The following is a 17,930-nucleotide window of genomic DNA, read 5'->3' on the forward strand; positions in this document are numbered from 1 at the left end:
TTTTTTTAAATTTTTATTATAATAATATATCAAAAACACATGAAAATATCCGTAGAACTTACTTTAATGCCACTTCAAAATGAATTTGAAGCACCGATTATAAATTTCATCAAAAAATTAAGAACTTCAGGTTTAACAATTCTTGAAAACCCTTTAAGCACGCAAGTTTATGGCGATTATGATACCGTAATGAAATTATTAACTTCGGAAATAAAAGATGCTTTCGAATTAATAGACAGCGGAATAATTTTGTTAAAAATTGTAAAATCTGACCGTAGCAAATATGAGCCAAGTTTTTAATACTGTTTTTGATTTTCTTTTTAGTCAATATCAAAGTTATGATGCTTTAGATATTTGGCTTGAAATTATTGCTGTTATTTTTGGTTTTTTATCAGTTTGGTATTCTAAAAAGAATAAAATTTGGGTATTTCCAACAGGAATGATTAGTACACTTATTTTTGTCTATTTACTTTTAAAATGGCAATTATTAGGTGATATGATGATTAACGCCTATTATTTTATAATGAGTATTTACGGCTGGTATCTTTGGACGAGAACTGTGGATAATTCACCAATAAACCCGATTTCAAAAACAACATCAGTAGAAAAAAAAACCAGTGTTTTTATCTTTTTAGCAACGTTAATTTTCGTGTATGCGGTTTATACTTATTTTGATAAATGGAACAATTGGACTGCTTATGTCGATACTTTTACGACCGCAATTTTCTTTGTAGGAATGTGGCTGATGGCAAAGCGAAAAATCGAAAATTGGATTTATTGGATTATTGGCGATATTATTTCTGTCCCCCTTTATTTTTACAAAGGATTTACCTTTACCTCTTTTCAATATTTAATATTTACTTTTATTGCCGTTAGCGGTTATTTAGCATGGAAAAAAGACTTAAACAACAAAAAAGCAATCTTGTAAAAGTTGTTTTATTCGGACCAGAATCTACTGGAAAAACCACACTTTCAGGGCAATTAGCACGACATTACAATACTGTTTGGACACCCGAATTTGCCCGTGAATATTTGCAAGATAAATGGAATAATGAGCGTAAAATTTGCGAACAAAAAGACATTATTCCCATTGCCGAAGGTCAAATTAAGTTGGAAAATGAATTATCAAAAAAAGCCGATAAAGTATTAATTTGCGATACCGATTTACTTGAAACAAAAGTATATTCAGAAGAATATTATGGTGGTTTTGTAGATGCTAATTTAGATGAAGCAGCCATTAAAAACACCTACGACATTTATTTTTTAACCTATATTGATACTCCTTGGGAAGCTGACGATTTGCGTGATAAACCTGGCGAACGTTTAGAAATGTTTAAAGCTTTTGAAAATACCTTGATCAAATATAAGCGTCCGTATGTTTTGTTAAAAGGCGATAAAGAAACCCGTCTTAAAAAAGCCGTTGAAATAATTGATAATTTACTTGCTAATAAAAAAGATTTATATTCTTTTTCTACTCTTTTAAACGATGAATATTCCCGAACTGATTAAAGAATTACATTTTAAAGCCACTAGAAGTTCTGGTGCAGGCGGGCAACATGTAAATAAAGTATCTTCTAAAATTGAACTTTCTTTTGATGTAGCTAAGTCTAATCAATTATCAGAAAATCAAAAAGAAATACTTTGCACAAAACTCGCTTCTCGCCTAACAAAAGAACAGATTTTAATACTTTTTTCTGATGAAACTCGCTCGCAACACAGAAATAAAGAATTGGCGATTAAACGTTTTTTAGCACTTATCAAAGACGGTTTAAAAAGACCCAAAATAAGACGTGCAACCAAACCTAGCCGAAATTCGGTACTAAGAAAACACGAAAATAAAAAACGACAAAAGTTAAAAAAATCGCTCCGAAAAAAACCGAATTTAGAGTAGTTTTAAAGTCTTTTTAAAAATTAAATAAAAACCAAATTATCGTCATTCTGAATTTATTTCAGAATCGCATAAAGTGAAGAGTCACGGCAAATCAGGATGTGAAACTGAAATAAATTCAGTTTGACATATTCGATTTTTTAGCTAAAATGTTTTTTAGATGAAATTTAAACAGGTTCTTATCATAAAACCTTATTTTTAAGCAAACAACGTTGCAAAAGCTTCTTCAATTTTACCGACTAAAAGCAATTTTATAGAGTGATTTTTTGAAGATATTTTGTTATATTTTGATGCGACTAAAGTTTTATACCCTAATTTTTCGGCTTCTAAAATACGTTGGTCGATTCTTGAAACAGGTCTTATTTCTCCTGATAAACCAACTTCGGCAGCAAAACACACATTCGGGTTTATTGCCATGTCTTGATTGGAAGAAATAATTGCAGCAACAACGGCTAAATCAATTGCGGGATCATCGACACGGATTCCTCCAGTAACATTTAAAAACACATCTTTTGCGCCTAATTTAAAACCTGCTCGTTTTTCTAAAACAGCCAAAATCATGTGTAATCTTTTTAAATTATATCCTGTGGTAGAACGCTGTGGAACTCCATAAACTGCGGTGCTTACCAAAGCTTGAATTTCAATCATTAGCGGACGGATTCCCTCTAGAGTTGAAGCAATTGCGGTTCCGCTTAAATCGGCATCTTTTTTAGATATTAATATTTCTGATGGATTTGATACTTCTCGCAATCCTGTAGATAGCATTTCGTAAATTCCTAACTCGGCAGTGGAACCAAATCGGTTTTTTTGAGAGCGTAAAATTCTATACGTATGATTTCTATCGCCTTCAAATTGTAAAACAACATCAACCATGTGTTCTAAAATTTTAGGTCCTGCGATATGTCCGTCTTTATTAATATGCCCGATTAATAAAACTGGTGTTCCTGTTTCTTTTGCAAATTTTATAAGCTCTGCCGAGGTTTCTCGAATTTGAGAAACACTTCCTGGTGATGCTTCAATGGTATCGGTATGTAGGGTTTGAATAGAATCGATAACCAATACATCTGGTACTACTTCAGCAATATTTTTAAATATTTTTTGGGTGTTGGTTTCTGTTAAAATTAAACAGTTTGAATTGCTTGCTTCTAAGCGTTCGGCACGCATTTTTATTTGCGATTGACTTTCCTCTCCTGAAACATACAGTACTTTTTGAGGAATATTTAATGCTATTTGTAACAATAATGTTGATTTTCCAATTCCTGGTTCTCCTCCTAATAAAACAACAGCTCCTTTTACAATTCCTCCGCCTAAAACGGTGTCTAATTCGGTGTTTTTAGTAGCAATACGTTCTTCAGAATTTAACTCAATATCTTGTACTTTTAAGGGTTTCGAAACTATTTTCCCTACATTTTCAGGAGTCTTCCAGCTTCTTTTTTCTTCTTTTTGAATTACTTCTTCAACAATGGTATTCCATTCTTTACAAGTGTTGCACTGCCCAGCCCATTTTGAATGTTGTGCGCCACAGCTTTGACAGGAAAATGTTGTTTTTATTTTTGCCATTGGAAGTAATTTGAAGTTTTTTAAAATCTTAATTCGTACTATTATAAGTAAGATTCAAAGTTACAAACTAATCGTTAAATATGAATCGTTGTTTTTTAAAAGCTTGTTTAATTTTAATGTAAAAATTTTACTCGGAAACTGCGTTAGCGATTGAATGGCATGTTTGAGCTCTTTTTTATTTTTTCTTTTTAAAAAAATAAAAAAAGCGAGTAATGAAAGCGCGACCTGCAAGGTAACGCCCAAAAAAATATTGTTATTTCTTGCTTTTATTATAAAGTGGTAAAAATAGAAATGCCAAGCCTCCGAAAATGATAATCATAGCGGTTTGTGACGTCCACATAATCCAACCGAAAGCGGTTGCGGGTTCTGCCGATACTCCAAATAATGCCATTGCTCCTGCCACGGCAATTGGGTATAAACCGATGCCTCCATTGGTGGCTGCGATGCTAAATGCGCCTGCAATAAAACCAATTAAAACGCCGCCTAACGGAACTTCTAAGCCGTTTATTGAAGGGATTGTTGCCCAAAACATGCACACGTACATTACCCAAATAAAAACGGTGTGGAATATAAAAGCCCACTTGTGTTTCATTTTAAAAATACTTGTTACGCCTTCGACTAAGCCTGAAATAAAAGTTTTAATTTTTAAACCAATCCCTGATTTTGCTTTTTTTACATAACGGGTTATGGCGTAAAAAACAAATGCTAAAACACTTAAAATAATGACGATTCTTAGCGGGTCAAAATTTTTAGTAAGCAGGTTATAAATAAAATCGAACTGTAAAAAAAGGGTGATTGCAATGATGCTTAACATCATAATTACATCAGCAATTCTTTCGGCTACAATGGTTCCAAATCCTTTTTCAAAAGGAATATCTTCGTAGTTTGCTAGCACAGCTGCTCGTGAAACTTCGCCTGCTCTTGGTAATGCTAAATTAACTAAATAACCAACCAAAACAGCTAATGTACTATTACCAAAATCGGGTTTATAACCCATTGGTTCTAACAGAAATTTCCATCTGTAGGCTCTTGATAAATGGCTTAAAATTCCAAAAAATAAGCCCAAGGCTATCCAACTGTAATTGGCGTCTTTAAAATATTGAACTAAAACATTTAATGAAATTTTAGAAACAGAATACCAAACTAAAAAACCGCCCAAAATGAGCGGTAATATGATTTTTAAGATTTTTTTGAAATTCAAAATTACGTAAGGGTATTATCTGCTTCATTAGGAAAAACTAAAGAAGGTTTAAATTTCTTAGCTTCTTCTAATTCCATAAACGCATACACGATTAGAATTAATACATCACCTTTAGCTACTTTTCTTGCAGCAGCTCCGTTTAATGTAATTTCACCACTTCCTCTTGGTCCTGGAATAGCGTATGTTTCTAAACGTTCTCCATTATTGTTATTCACAATTTGAACACGTTCCCCTTCTATAATTCCTGCAGCATCCATTAAATCTTCATCAATGGTAATGCTTCCTATATAATTTAAATCGGCACCCGTAACTTTTACGCGGTGGATTTTAGATTTTACTACTTGTACTAACATACTGCAAAAATAGTTTTTTAATGATTAATGTATTGTTTTTTGATTAATTTTATTTTAATCGAATATTATCTATCAATCGGATATCGCCTGCAAAAACAGCAATAAAGGCACGGTATTTTTCGTTTTCGACTTTTATTTTAACAGTTTTTAGGGTTTCTTCGGATGCAATAGTAAAATATTCTAAGCGTAATAACGGATGTTTTTTAAACTTTTTAACCACCCATTTTGTTACTTTATCTGCACTTTTTATGCCAAATTTTTTCTTAGCTTTTTTTAGTGTTCTATAAATAAAAGGTGCAACTTCTCTGTATTCTTCCGATAAACGGCTATTACGAGAACTCATTGCCAAACCATCTTCTTCCCTAAAAATAGCACAGCCTTTTACTTTTACAGGAATTTTGTGTTTTTTAACCAATTTTTTGATAATTTGCAATTGTTGGAAGTCTTTTTTACCAAAATAAGCCATGTTTGGTGTTACTATTTCAAATAATGATTTTACAATAGTTCCTACACCATCAAAATGTCCGTCACGAAATTTCCCTTCCATTTGATGCTCTAATCCATCAAAATTAAAATTTTCTGCTATTATTTTTTCATCATAAATTTCGGCTACTGATGGCAAAAATAATACCTCACAGTTTACAGTTTCTAAAAGGGCAATATCTTGGTCAATGGTTTTTGGATAATTTACCAAATCTTCTTGATTATCAAACTGCGTAGGATTTACAAAAATACTCACTACCGTAATAGCATTATGCTGTTTTGATTTTTTTATCAGCGATAAATGTCCTTGATGCAAAGCGCCCATAGTAGGGACAAACCCGATTGATTTATCAGCCTTTTTAAGGCTTGCTAAATATTCTTTCAATGCTGATTTGGTTTTATAAATTTTCATGGTCTTATAGTTGGAAAAGGTGCAAAATTAGCAATTTAACATCATTATAGCATAAATTTTCGTATTTTTGCTTCTTTAATAAAAGAGACAGATTTAATGAAGGATAAGAGAATATTATATGTTTCATCGGAGGTAATACCTTATTTACCTGAAACAGAATTATCGTCTACTGCATTCAATGTTGCTAAAAATGCACATTCTAAAGGAGTTCAAACCCGTATTTTCATGCCTCGTTTTGGCGTAATTAACGAACGAAGGCATCAATTACATGAAGTTATTCGTTTGTCTGGAATGAATTTAATAATTAATGACATGGATATGCCACTAATTATTAAAGTTGCTTCAATCCCTAAAGAAAGAATGCAGGTATATTTCATTGACAATGAAGAGTATTTTAAGCGTAAAGCTGTATATTCTGATGAAGATGACAAAATGTTTGATGATAATGACGAACGTATGATTTTCTTTGCAAAGGGAGTTGTCGAAACTGTTAAAAAATTAAACTGGGCACCTGATGTGATTCATATTCACGGATGGATGGCATCTTTACTTCCATTATATTTAAGAGAATTTTATAAAGAAGAACCATTGTTTACAGAAAGTAAAATTGTAACTTCAATTTATGAAAATAATTTTGAAGGTGAATTAAATACTGAATTGGCAAATAAAATTAGATTTGATAAAATTGAGGAATCTAAAATTGCAACAATTGCAACTCCTAATCAAATCAATATTTTAAAAAGTGCTATTGAAAATTCAGATGCTATTGTAAAAGGTAGTGAAGTTTTACCTGATGAAATAAATGCTTTTATTGCAGAAAAAAGCACAAAAGTTTTAGAATTTCAATCAGAAGAAACTTTAGCCGAAGCATATTTAGATTTCTACAAAGAAAATGTTTTAGAATTAAGCGAATAAACAATGCAAATGATAAAAAAAATTGGTGTTTTAGGTTTTAGCTTGCTATGTTTAGCAACCACAATATCGTGTGAAAAAGATTTTAGTGACCTAGGAGGTAATGTTATTAATAACTCAAAATTTGAAACTGGTGAACTATTGTTAGATGTTAAAATTGAAAAAATTGACATCGCAAATACCAATACAAATGATGCTTATAAAGCTGTTAGAGCAGATAATATTAGTCTTGGTTCTTTAAATGAATATTGGCTAGGTGTTTCTAAAAATAATGAAAATTATAAAGGAATTGAAGCATCTGTTATTAGTCAATTAGCATACGTATCAGGGCTAAAAAACAAAGCCGTTTCTGGTACAGACACTATTTATAACTTAGATAAAGTTATTTTAAAAATACCTTACAAAACAACTGCTAAAACAACATCGAAACAAGGAACTAGTTTTGAACTTGATTCGTTTTTAGGGAACTTAACAGAACCGACTTCTTTAAAAGTATTTCAAAATGAAACATTTTTAAAGAGTGATAATCCTACACAAGACAACCCTGGTAAAAGAAATACTTATTTATCAAATGCTGAATATTTAGGTGATAATTTATTAAACGAAGATCCTAATTTTACCTTTATTATCGATACAAAAAAAGATACTGTTTTTAACTATCAAAGAATAGATAGAATGGACACTTCTAAAACATATTTAGAGGAGGTTAAAGTTAAAAAATCAAGTAAATCAGCAGCAGTACCTTTTTTAGCAATTCCTTTAAATCTTGCTAAGATGAAAACCTTATTTTGGGATAAATTTGAAGGCACTAATTTTGCTTCTAAACAAGCTTTTGATATTTATTTTAAAGGATTAAAAATTATGGCTTCTGGTAATCAGGGTGCTTTAATTCCTTTAAATTTAACCAATGATGCTTCTTTAACATTTCAGTATTCGAAATCTATTTTAAAAGAAGGTAAAGTTGAAAGTAGCGAAAATGAAGAGTATTCTTTTGCTTTATCAGGTATTAAAAATAGTAAATATATAATGTCTGAGGCAAAAATACCTGTACCTTCTAATAATTTTGTAATTCAAGGAACTGCAGGTTCAATGGCTAAAATCACGCTATTAAATACAACAAAACTTGAGGAGTTAAGAGCTAATAATTTACTAATTAATGATGCTTCATTAACTTTTCATGTAAATCAAAATATTAATACCGATAAAAAAACAGTTCCTCAAAAGTTATTTGTTTATCAAAATATAGACAAAGGAATAGAAGGTGTTCAAGCAATACAATTAACAGACGCTTATAAAGAAGTAGCTTTTTTTGGTGGTAATCTAGAAATATCGGAAGATGATAAACCTGAAAAATATTCTTTCAGAATAACAGATTATATTACTAATTTATTAGAAGGTAATGGCAGTATTGACCCTTTAATTTTAAAGGTTTACAACAACCCTACAGATAATGCTTTTAAAAATAAAGTACCTGATGTAAATGTTAAAACCTATAACTGGAACCCAAGAGGTGTTACCTTATTAAATGGAAACAAAGCGGCTAATGGAGCAAAAAGAACCGTATTAAAAATATCATATTCAAAAGAAAAATAAAACATTGCTATGTGTGGAATAACAGGTTATATAGGGCACAGAGAGGCTTATCCTATTGTTATTAATGGATTAAAACGTCTAGAATATCGAGGTTATGATAGTTCAGGAATTATGATGTACGATGGTAAAACAATCCATTTAACAAAAACAAAAGGAAAAGTTGCTGACCTAGAAAACATTACAAATAAAGACGAAAAACGAAAGAAAGGAAACATAGGAATTGGACATACACGCTGGGCTACTCATGGAGTACCAAACGATGTAAATTCACATCCTCATATTTCTCAATCTGGAAACTTAGTGATTGTTCATAATGGAATTATTGAAAATTATGATACCATAAAAAAAGAATTAACATCAAGAGGATACACTTTTAAAAGTGATACCGATACAGAGGTATTAATTAACCTCATTGAAGAGGTTAAAAAAAATGAAAAATGTAAATTAGGAAAAGCTGTTCAATTAGCACTTACAAATGTTATTGGTGCTTATGCAATTGCTGTTTTTGATAAAAAGAAACCAAATGAACTAGTTGTTGCTCGTCTAGGAAGCCCTATTGCTATTGGTGTTGGAAAAAATAACGAAGAATTTTTTATAGCTTCGGATGCTTCTCCTTTTATTGAATATACTAAAGATGCTATTTATTTAGAAGATGGTGAATTAGCTATCATCAAAAAAAATAAAGGAATCAAAGTTCATCAAATTGAAAATGACAAAGAAATTGACGCTACCGTTCAAGAACTTCAGTTAAGCTTAGAGCAAATTGAAAAAGGTGGTTATGAGCATTTCATGTTAAAAGAAATTTATGAACAACCAAAAGCTATTATTGATACTTACAGAGGACGAATGTTAGCCGATAAAGGCATTATTCGTATGGCCGGTATTGATGATAATTTATCAAAATTTACCAATGCAAACAGAATTATTATTGTTGCTTGTGGTACTTCTTGGCATGCTGGTTTAGTTGGTGAATATCTTTTTGAAGATATGGCTCGTATTCCTGTTGAAGTAGAATATGCTTCTGAATTTAGATATCGAAACCCAATTATTAATGAAAATGATGTTGTTATTGCTATTTCTCAATCAGGAGAAACTGCCGATACTTTAGCTGCTATTAAGTTAGCTAAATCAAAAGGGGCATTTGTATTTGGTATTTGTAATGTAGTAGGTTCATCTATTGCTAGAGAAACTCACGCAGGGGCTTACACACATGCTGGTCCTGAAATTGGAGTTGCATCAACCAAGGCATTTACTACGCAAATAACCGTTTTATCATTAATTGCTTTAAAGATTGCACAAGTAAAAGGGACACTATCTAAATCTGCTGTAAATACCTATTTACAAACCTTGCAACAAATTCCTACGCAAATAGAAACTTTATTAAAAGCAGATGCACAAATTAAAGAAATTGCAAAGGTTTATAAAGATGCTAAAAACTGCTTGTATTTAGGTAGAGGATTTAATTTCCCTGTGGCCTTAGAAGGTGCTTTAAAGCTTAAAGAAATTTCATATATTCATGCAGAAGGATATCCTGCTGCCGAAATGAAACACGGACCTATTGCTTTAATCGATGAAGATATGCCTCTTTTTGTAATTGCTACTAATAAAGGACACTACGAAAAAGTAGTAAGTAATATTCAAGAGATAAAATCGAGAAGTGGTAAAATTATCGCTATTGTAACACAAGGCGATACTACAGTAAAAGAAATTGCAGATCATGTAATTGAAATTCCTGATACTGAAGAAGCTTTTACGCCATTATTAACAACAATTCCTTTTCAATTATTATCGTATCATATTGCGGTATTACTAGATAAAAATGTAGATCAGCCTAGAAATTTAGCGAAATCTGTAACTGTTGAATAAACTGTTATTATTTTAAAATTAAAAAAAGCACGCTATAAATAGCGTGCTTTTAATTATTATAATAGGGAATTATTATACAACTCCTTGATCTAACATTGCATCGGCAACTTTTACGAAACCAGCAACATTTGCTCCTTTTACGTAATCTACAAAACCATCAGCTTGAGTACCATACTCAACACAAGATGCGTGAATATCGTTCATAATTTGTTTTAATTTTGCATCTACCTCTTCTCTTGTCCAGTTGTAACGTAATGAGTTTTGGCTCATTTCTAATCCTGAAGTTGCTACTCCACCTGCATTAGATGCTTTTCCTGGTGCAAATAAGATTTTTGCGTTTTGGAAAACCTCAACAGCTTCTGGTGTCGAAGGCATGTTTGCTCCTTCTGCAACACAAATAACTCCATTTGCAACTAATGTTTTTGCCTCTTCACCGTTTAACTCATTTTGAGTTGCACATGGTAAAGCTACATCACATTTAACGCTCCAAGGTCTTTCGCCTTTAAAGAATTTTGCGTTAGGATATTTCGTTACATATTCGCTAATTCTAGCTCTACGAACATTTTTAATTTCCATAACGTGTGCTAATTTCTCAGCATCGATTCCATCAGCATCATAAATATATCCTGAAGAATCTGATAAAGTAACTACTTTAGCTCCTAATTCAGTAGCTTTTTCAGTAGCGTATTGTGCAACATTCCCTGAACCTGAAACCACAACAGTTTTTCCTTCAAAAGAATCTCCTTTTACTTTTAACATGTTTTGAGCAAAATAAACATCACCGTAACCTGTTGCTTCTGGGCGTATTAAAGATCCACCCCAAGAGGCACCTTTACCAGTTAAAACTCCAACAAATTCGTTACGTAATTTTTTATATTGACCGAACATAAACCCGATTTCTCTTCCTCCAACACCAATATCTCCCGCAGGAACATCAGTATTAGCTCCAATATGACGGAATAATTCCGACATAAAAGCCTGACAAAAAGCCATAACTTCTCTATCAGATTTTCCTTTTGGATTAAAATCAGAACCTCCTTTTCCTCCACCCATTGGTAAAGTAGTTAAAGAGTTTTTGAATACTTGTTCGAATCCTAAGAATTTTAAGATTGATAAGTTTACAGACGGGTGAAAACGTAAACCACCTTTGTAAGGTCCGATAGCCGAGTTAAACTCTACTCTGTACCCTCTGTTTACTTGCGTTTCTCCTTTGTCATCAACCCAAGCAACTCTAAACATTAAAGTTCTTTCTGGTTCAACCATTCTTTCTAACAATTTCTTCCCTTGATACTTAGGATTGTTTTCAATAAATGGAATTACAGTTTCTGCTACTTCGTGAACAGCTTGTAAAAATTCTGGCTCGTTAGAATTACGTTCGTTAACGTAATTCATAAAATCATTTATTTTAGATTCCATAATCTAGTTTGTGTTATTTATGTGTTGTAATTCTGATTAACAAATTCCTTTAGGCAAATATAATTAATTTACAATCTGTTAAATTTAAAATCATCAAAAATTAACTGTTTTAATATTTATTTATGATTTTCAATCATAAAAGCAAATTACAACGAAAAAAATAATCACTAATTTTTTTTTATAGTCATTATTACCAAGTTACTAAGCTTCTTATTTATTCACTACTTTTTAATTAAGATAGTTAATGACAGTTATTATGTATTTTGATATAAAAATATTAAATTTGCAGTCAAATTTTGGACAGATAAGATGTTAGACAAAGTAAAAGAATTGATTGGTGATGTAAATGTTTTTCAAGCAACTTCAAAACAAGAAGTAGAAGATTTCAGAATAAAATACTTAGGAAGTAAGGGGTTATTGAAAGATTTATTTGCTGAATTTAAAAATGTTGATCCAGCAATGCGTAAAGATTTTGGGCAGGCATTAAACACTTTAAAAAAATCTGCAGAACAAAAAGTTGCCGAATTAAATGATAATTTAGATAGCACTTTTGAGCATAAAAGTTTTTATGGCGATTTAACCCGTCCGTCAGAACCGATTAACTTAGGTTCTCGTCATCCAATTTCATTGGTGAAAAATCAGATTATTGAGGTTTTTAACAGAATTGGATTTACCGTTTCTGAAGGGCCAGAAATTGAAGATGATTGGCATAACTTTACTGCATTAAACTTGCCTGAATACCACCCAGCACGCGATATGCAGGATACTTTTTTTATCGACAAAAATCCTGATACCTTATTAAGAACACATACTTCATCGGTACAAGTTCGATATATGGAAAATAACACGCCTCCTATTAGAACTATTTCGCCAGGTCGTGTTTTTAGAAATGAAGATATTTCTGCCAGAGCACACTGTATTTTTCATCAAGTAGAAGGTTTGTATATTGATACTGATGTATCTTTTGCCGATTTAAAGCAAACTTTATTATACTTTACCAAAGAGATGTTTGGGAAGTCTAAAATCCGTTTAAGACCTTCTTATTTCCCATTTACAGAGCCAAGTGCCGAAGTAGATATTTACTGGGGATTAGAAACTGAAACCGATTACAGAATTACAAAAGGAACAGGTTGGTTAGAAATTATGGGCTGCGGAATGGTAGATCCTAATGTATTGAAAAACGCTAATATTGATCCTACTAAATATTCTGGATACGCTTTCGGAATGGGAATTGAACGTATCGCAATGTTATTATATCAAATTCCTGATATTAGAATGTTTTACGAAAACGACAAACGTTTCTTAGAGCAATTTAAATCAGTTATATAAATAAAAGTTACTATTAAATACAAAAAGTTGAAAAGTAAAGAATCAATTCTGCTTTTCAACTTTTTGCTTTTAACACCTATTACATGAGAAAAGACATAAAAATACCAGGAGTTACTGATGTAGAAATTGCCATCACTTTAGAAAAAAATCCACAGGATAATTTAGAACAATGGAGCGTTTATATTATCAACAAAAAAGACGTAGATTTAGAAATGGTTGTTATTGTATCACAAGGATTTTCTGAAACTAAAAAAACCTCTTTATTCCGAAGAAAAATAGATCTTTTAAAAGCGAAATCATTTTCTAAATTTGAAATAATGCAACCAGAATTATTTGCTTTAGACAATCAATTTCAGGTTACTTTTTTCGAAAATAATATTTTACACGATAAAACATTTATCTTTCAAGAAGGAACAATTCAAAAAGGGTTTTTCAGACATATCGACCTTTTAAATAAAGAAGGCGTAGTTTGTAAATAATTTCATTTTCAAATAGCTTTTTTTTGATACTTAATTCAACGAAAATACCTAAACGTGGCTTGTAACATTATTACAAGCCACTTTTTTTTTTGAAGCAATTTCCTGCTTTCCGCACTCGCTTTTTTTTGAAGAAAAATCAAAAAAAGAGCTCAAACAAATGCTTCAATCAGGGCTAGGCATTGTTACTAATTTTGATTATTTATATTTGAAAATTATACTTTTTCGCTTAAAGTTTCATTTTCAAAAGAAAGTCCTTCGAAACCTGTTTTGATAAAATTTCTAATATTCTGATGGTCGGTTGCTGTTGGATTTTCTAAAACATCAATAAAATAATATTGTGCAAAACAAGCCAAGGTTTCTTCTTTGGTTAATTGCTGTTTAATAGCAAATGAAAGTACTTTACACGAACCTAAATTTTGGGTGCTAGTATTTTGTAAATCGCCATTTTTAAATGCCGATGGCGTAAAATTATAGTTATCTTCAATAATATTAATTGTTTCAGAAAAATCTAATTCTTTAGGCGTATTTTTTAGTTTGTTTTTAAATTCTTGTAAGGTCATAAGTATATATTTTAATTATTATTTTGATAAAATAGCACTACAAAAAAACAATTTCAAAGGATAAAAAACTAAATAAAAACTAGATTCTCGTCATACTGAATTTAGTTCAGTATCGCATCAATAGAAAAAAAGTAAAGTTTTAATTTAATAATGTAAAGTTTTATTTACATTTGATAAAAAAAAAATGAACACGCAAATTTTACCTAATTGGTGTAAAAAAATAGGTTTAACCGTTTTTGTAATCGGTTCTTTTATAGAAGGAAGAGACAATTTTATAGAAGGATTTACAGGAAAACCATATCAATCTCTTCAAAATACAGGAGTATTTACCTTTCGAGAGTATTTTGGCGATAATTTGATTCATTTATTTGGAATGTTCTCTTTAATTGGGATGATTATTTATATAGTATCCAAAGAAAAAATAGAAGATGACTATATCAATAAACTAAGGTTAGAATCTTATCAGATAACAGCATTAATTGTATTATCGGCATCCCTGTTACTTTATTGTATTTCTAATAATTTCACTGTTAATATAGACAGTTTTATTAGCGTTTACTCATGGATTTATTTACTCATTTTTGGGATTAAAAAAAGACAATTTTAACATGAAAAACTTACTAAAAGTAGAACGTGCAAGGCATAATTTAACCCAAGGTGCTTTGGCTGAAAAATTAGGGGTTTCAAGGCAAACTATTTACGCAATTGAAGCCCAAAAATTTAATCCGTCAGTAACATTGGCAATTAAAATGGCACGCTTATTTAATGTTACCGTAGAATATTTATTTGATATTGATCAGTAAAAAAAATACAATTATGATACAAATTATTCTCATAATTATCATTTACCTTATAGAAAAATTGCTAATAATCTTAAGTTAAAAAACTTAGATAAAATATATTTATAATTGCGTAATTTTGCATATCTAAAATTCTAAAAATGTACAGAACGCATACTTGTGGCGAATTAACTGCCTCGCATATTAATACGGAAGTAACCCTTGCTGGTTGGGTACAAAAATCACGTGATAAAGGTTTTATGATTTGGGTCGATTTACGCGATCGTTACGGAATTACACAACTAATTTTTGACGAAGAACGTACTTCTAGTGATTTAATGGAACAAGCAAAAACATTAGGTCGTGAATTTGTAATTCAAGTTACAGGTACTGTTATTGAAAGAGAATCTAAAAATAAAAACATCGCTACTGGTGAAGTTGAAGTATTGGTTTCTAAATTAGAAATTTTAAACCAAGCAAAAACACCGCCTTTTACTATTGAAGATGAAACAGATGGTGGTGAAGATATCAGAATGAAATATCGTTATTTAGATATTCGTCGTAATCCTGTAAAAGATAGTTTGATTTTCCGTTCAAAAGTATCTATGGAAGTACGTAAATATTTAACAGATGAAGGATTTATTGATGTTGAAACGCCTTATTTAATCAAGTCAACTCCTGAAGGAGCACGTGATTTCTTAGTGCCTTCTCGAATGAATGCAGGGCAATTTTATGCCTTACCACAATCGCCTCAAACCTTCAAACAATTATTAATGGTTGGTGGAATGGATAAATACTTTCAAATTGTAAAGTGTTTTAGAGATGAAGATTTACGTGCCGACCGTCAGCCAGAATTTACACAAATTGACTGTGAAATGGCTTTTGTTGAGCAAGAAGATATTTTAAATATTTTTGAAGGATTAACACGTCATTTATTAAAGGAAATCAACAATGTTGAAGTTGATAAATTCCCTAGAATGTTATATGATGACGCAATGCGTTTATACGGAAATGATAAACCTGATATCCGTTTTGGAATGGAATTTGGCGAATTAAACGAAGTAACACAACACAAAGATTTTGGCGTTTTTAATAGTGCTGAATTAGTGGTTGGTTTCGCTGTTCCTGGAGGAAATAAATTCACAAGAAAAGAAATAGACAATATTATTAAGTGGGTAAAACGTCCTCAAGTTGGCGCTTTAGGAATGATTTATGCTCGTGTAAACGAAGATGGAACATTCAAATCTTCTGTAGATAAATTCTACGATCAAGAAGATTTAGCGAAATGGGCAAAAATTACAGGCGCAAAAGCTGGTGATTTAGTCTGTGTTTTATCTGGAGATACAAATAAAGTAAGAGCTCAATTATCTGCTTTAAGAATGGAGTTAGCAGAACGCTTAGGTTTAAGAGACCCTAAAGTATTTGCTCCGTTATGGGTTATTGATTTCCCATTATTAGAATTAGACGAAGAAACAGGGCATTATCACGCAATGCACCACCCGTTTACATCGCCAAAACCTGGGCAATTAGAATTGTTAGATACAAATCCTGGAGCAGTTAAAGCAAACGCTTACGATTTAGTGTTAAACGGAAATGAAATCGGTGGAGGTTCTATCAGAATTCATGACAAAGAAACACAAGCAATCATGTTTAAACATTTAGGATTTACCGAAGATGAAGCAAAAGAGCAATTCGGTTTCTTAATGGATGCTTTTGAATATGGTGCACCACCACACGGAGGTTTGGCTTTCGGATTAGATAGATTGGTTGCTATTTTAGGCGGACAAGAAACAATTCGTGATTTTATCGCTTTCCCTAAAAACAACTCTGGGCGTGATGTAATGATTGATGCTCCTGCTGCTTTAAATGATGCACAATTATCAGAATTAAGCATTAAATTAAACTTGAAAGAATAATACTGAGTAATCTATTTTTTAAAATATTATAAAATCTCGTGCTTTTAGTGCGGGATTTTTTTGTTGTTGGGATTGGGCTAATATTATTTATCTAACTTAATCGAAATTAACATTTTAAAATCAATAAAATTTATTTAGATTAATTATATTCGTATTTAAAATAAGATAAAAAAATATGGAAAAAATTGAAAATGTATTAGAGAAACAAAACAAATTCTGGGTATTTATTGTTGGTATCGTTTTAATTATTGGAGGAATATATTTCTTTTTTGATATGAAAACCACAGAAGAAGCTGGATTACCCGTAAGAATGAAAAAAATATTTCAAATAGTCTATGATTTTGGTGGGAAATACGCAATTCTTGCAATTTTTGAAGGCTTAGGGCTTTTTGCATTAATTTCAGGAATACAACAATTAAGAAATAAATTATAATAATATGAATCAAAATACATACTACATAATAGGAGGAATTGCAATCATTTTTACCATATATATAATTTTTGTAATTACTTACGCTAGTAAAAGAAAGAAAAAACAATTAGAAAAATTTAATAATCTTAAACCTTTAAACAAAAACGAAAAAAATGCCTTAGTCTTTGGAGCAATACTTTCTTACCACAGAGGTGAAGATATCTTAGAAATTAAACCTAAAGATTCAATTGACACCTATAAAAACGGATTAAGAGACTCTTGGGAAATATCAACTAAAGAAGAAGCTATTCAAACAATTAGTACTTTAATTTCACTTGAAAGAAGTCAAGAATTTGATAAATATCTATCAAATCCTTCGGAAGATTTAACCAAGATAGCAAAGAAAATAGCAAAAGGCTTAAAATTAGAACTAGGAGAAATACAGCAAGTAAAATCAACTTTTTCTTGGGATATTTGTAGAGCAGTATCCTTAGCAAAATGGTGTTTTTGGTGTGATTATTTAACAGAAGAAGAATGTTGGGGCTTTATTAATCAAGCAGTTAATACAGCACAAAATTTAGGTTCAAATTGGAAAGATTATACCATTTCATTTTTATTAGGAAGAACAATGCAAGGTTTTGATTTAGACGATGTAATTATAGAATCTGAACAGCTTTTAAGTGGTAAAAATTTACTTGGAGAAAAAGAATTTTTAACTGTTTATTCAAGATTTCCGTACAAATAATAACAACTTATAGCATTAAAAATTAT

General features: G+C 31.0%; 20 protein-coding genes. 14 read left to right on the forward strand and 6 right to left on the reverse strand.

Annotation, left to right across the window (positions count from 1 at the left end; all coding sequences use genetic code 11):
• The first annotated feature begins 39 nt into the window (after window positions 1-39).
• Genes ABNT14_RS11235 through arfB form a run of 4 tightly spaced genes read left to right on the forward strand, consistent with a single transcriptional unit; the run spans window position 40 to window position 1,891 of the window.
• Entirely contained in the window at window positions 40-300 is a 261-nt protein-coding gene (locus ABNT14_RS11235; RefSeq protein ID WP_101903286.1) for a hypothetical protein, read from the forward strand.
• On the forward strand, window positions 284-928 hold the full coding sequence (gene pnuC / locus ABNT14_RS11240; protein ID WP_101903287.1) for a nicotinamide riboside transporter PnuC: 645 nt from the start codon (window positions 284-286) through the stop codon (window positions 926-928). Before ABNT14_RS11235 ends, pnuC begins: the two co-directional genes overlap by 17 nt.
• The gene (locus tag ABNT14_RS11245; protein WP_101903288.1) at window positions 889-1,509 is read left to right on the forward strand and encodes an AAA family ATPase; all 621 of its coding nucleotides are present in this window, start codon (window positions 889-891) and stop codon (window positions 1,507-1,509) included. Before pnuC ends, ABNT14_RS11245 begins: the two co-directional genes overlap by 40 nt.
• Window positions 1,487-1,891: an alternative ribosome rescue aminoacyl-tRNA hydrolase ArfB gene (arfB, locus tag ABNT14_RS11250; protein WP_101903289.1), complete on the forward strand. Its 405-nt coding sequence runs from the start codon at window positions 1,487-1,489 to the stop codon at window positions 1,889-1,891. The genes ABNT14_RS11245 and arfB overlap by 23 nt, the downstream gene beginning before the upstream one ends.
• 195 nt (window positions 1,892-2,086) lie before the next feature.
• Here the strand turns inward: arfB and radA are convergent, their stop codons facing one another.
• The 4 genes from radA to panC form a co-directional block, all read right to left on the reverse strand.
• Window positions 2,087-3,448 (reverse strand): DNA repair protein RadA, encoded by a 1,362-nt coding sequence (gene radA, locus ABNT14_RS11255; protein ID WP_101903290.1) that lies wholly within the window; start codon window positions 3,446-3,448, stop codon window positions 2,087-2,089.
• 253 nt (window positions 3,449-3,701) lie between these two features.
• Window positions 3,702-4,607 (reverse strand): lysylphosphatidylglycerol synthase transmembrane domain-containing protein, encoded by a 906-nt coding sequence (locus ABNT14_RS11260; RefSeq protein WP_232121238.1) that lies wholly within the window; start codon window positions 4,605-4,607, stop codon window positions 3,702-3,704.
• A 44-nt stretch (window positions 4,608-4,651) separates the two neighbouring features.
• The gene (gene panD, locus ABNT14_RS11265; RefSeq protein ID WP_101903293.1) at window positions 4,652-5,002 is read right to left on the reverse strand and encodes an aspartate 1-decarboxylase; all 351 of its coding nucleotides are present in this window, start codon (window positions 5,000-5,002) and stop codon (window positions 4,652-4,654) included.
• 49 nt (window positions 5,003-5,051) lie between these two features.
• Entirely contained in the window at window positions 5,052-5,897 is an 846-nt protein-coding gene (panC, locus tag ABNT14_RS11270; RefSeq protein ID WP_101903294.1) for a pantoate--beta-alanine ligase, read from the reverse strand.
• 96 nt (window positions 5,898-5,993) lie between these two features.
• Between panC and ABNT14_RS11275 the strand changes: the two genes are divergently transcribed.
• Genes ABNT14_RS11275 through glmS form a run of 3 tightly spaced genes read left to right on the forward strand, consistent with a single transcriptional unit; the run spans window position 5,994 to window position 10,268 of the window.
• Complete coding sequence (locus ABNT14_RS11275) at window positions 5,994-6,812, forward strand: glycogen/starch synthase (protein WP_101903295.1); 819 nt, start codon at window positions 5,994-5,996, stop codon at window positions 6,810-6,812.
• A gap of 9 nt (window positions 6,813-6,821) precedes the next feature.
• On the forward strand, window positions 6,822-8,402 hold the full coding sequence (locus ABNT14_RS11280) for a DUF4270 family protein (protein WP_159459554.1): 1,581 nt from the start codon (window positions 6,822-6,824) through the stop codon (window positions 8,400-8,402).
• 9 nt (window positions 8,403-8,411) lie between these two features.
• Entirely contained in the window at window positions 8,412-10,268 is a 1,857-nt protein-coding gene (gene glmS, locus ABNT14_RS11285; RefSeq protein ID WP_101903297.1) for a glutamine--fructose-6-phosphate transaminase (isomerizing), read from the forward strand.
• 72 nt (window positions 10,269-10,340) lie between these two features.
• Here the strand turns inward: glmS and gdhA are convergent, their stop codons facing one another.
• Complete coding sequence (gene gdhA / locus ABNT14_RS11290; RefSeq protein WP_058885994.1) at window positions 10,341-11,684, reverse strand: NADP-specific glutamate dehydrogenase; 1,344 nt, start codon at window positions 11,682-11,684, stop codon at window positions 10,341-10,343.
• 309 nt (window positions 11,685-11,993) lie between these two features.
• Here gdhA and pheS point away from each other — a divergent pair, with 309 nt between their 5' ends.
• Together pheS and ABNT14_RS11300 are read left to right on the forward strand one after the other, a co-directional pair.
• Complete coding sequence (gene pheS, locus ABNT14_RS11295) at window positions 11,994-13,013, forward strand: phenylalanine--tRNA ligase subunit alpha (protein ID WP_101903298.1); 1,020 nt, start codon at window positions 11,994-11,996, stop codon at window positions 13,011-13,013.
• A gap of 83 nt (window positions 13,014-13,096) precedes the next feature.
• Complete coding sequence (locus ABNT14_RS11300) at window positions 13,097-13,492, forward strand: hypothetical protein (RefSeq protein WP_101903299.1); 396 nt, start codon at window positions 13,097-13,099, stop codon at window positions 13,490-13,492.
• Window positions 13,493-13,704: 212 nt separating this feature from the next.
• Here ABNT14_RS11300 and ABNT14_RS11305 read toward each other — a convergent pair whose 3' ends face one another.
• Complete coding sequence (locus ABNT14_RS11305; protein WP_101903300.1) at window positions 13,705-14,052, reverse strand: HopJ type III effector protein; 348 nt, start codon at window positions 14,050-14,052, stop codon at window positions 13,705-13,707.
• 184 nt (window positions 14,053-14,236) lie between these two features.
• On the opposite strand from ABNT14_RS11305, the gene ABNT14_RS11310 reads away from it, so the two are divergent.
• The 5 genes from ABNT14_RS11310 to ABNT14_RS11330 all read left to right on the forward strand — a co-directional run bounded on the left by ABNT14_RS11310 (window position 14,237) and on the right by ABNT14_RS11330 (window position 17,904).
• Complete coding sequence (locus tag ABNT14_RS11310) at window positions 14,237-14,659, forward strand: hypothetical protein (RefSeq protein ID WP_101903301.1); 423 nt, start codon at window positions 14,237-14,239, stop codon at window positions 14,657-14,659.
• 1 nt (window position 14,660) lies between these two features.
• Complete coding sequence (locus ABNT14_RS11315) at window positions 14,661-14,855, forward strand: helix-turn-helix transcriptional regulator (protein ID WP_101903404.1); 195 nt, start codon at window positions 14,661-14,663, stop codon at window positions 14,853-14,855.
• 137 nt (window positions 14,856-14,992) lie between these two features.
• Window positions 14,993-16,747, forward strand: a complete 1,755-nt coding sequence (aspS, locus tag ABNT14_RS11320; RefSeq protein WP_101903302.1) for an aspartate--tRNA ligase — start codon at window positions 14,993-14,995, stop codon at window positions 16,745-16,747.
• 175 nt (window positions 16,748-16,922) lie between these two features.
• Window positions 16,923-17,180 (forward strand): hypothetical protein, encoded by a 258-nt coding sequence (locus ABNT14_RS11325; protein ID WP_101903303.1) that lies wholly within the window; start codon window positions 16,923-16,925, stop codon window positions 17,178-17,180.
• 4 nt (window positions 17,181-17,184) lie between these two features.
• Window positions 17,185-17,904, forward strand: a complete 720-nt coding sequence (locus ABNT14_RS11330) for a DUF1266 domain-containing protein (RefSeq protein WP_101903304.1) — start codon at window positions 17,185-17,187, stop codon at window positions 17,902-17,904.
• The last annotated feature ends 26 nt before the right edge of the window (window positions 17,905-17,930 follow it).

Origin of the sequence: Tenacibaculum dicentrarchi, assembly GCF_964036635.1 — a bacterium.
In the GTDB taxonomy this organism is placed as follows: domain Bacteria; phylum Bacteroidota; class Bacteroidia; order Flavobacteriales; family Flavobacteriaceae; genus Polaribacter; species Polaribacter dicentrarchi.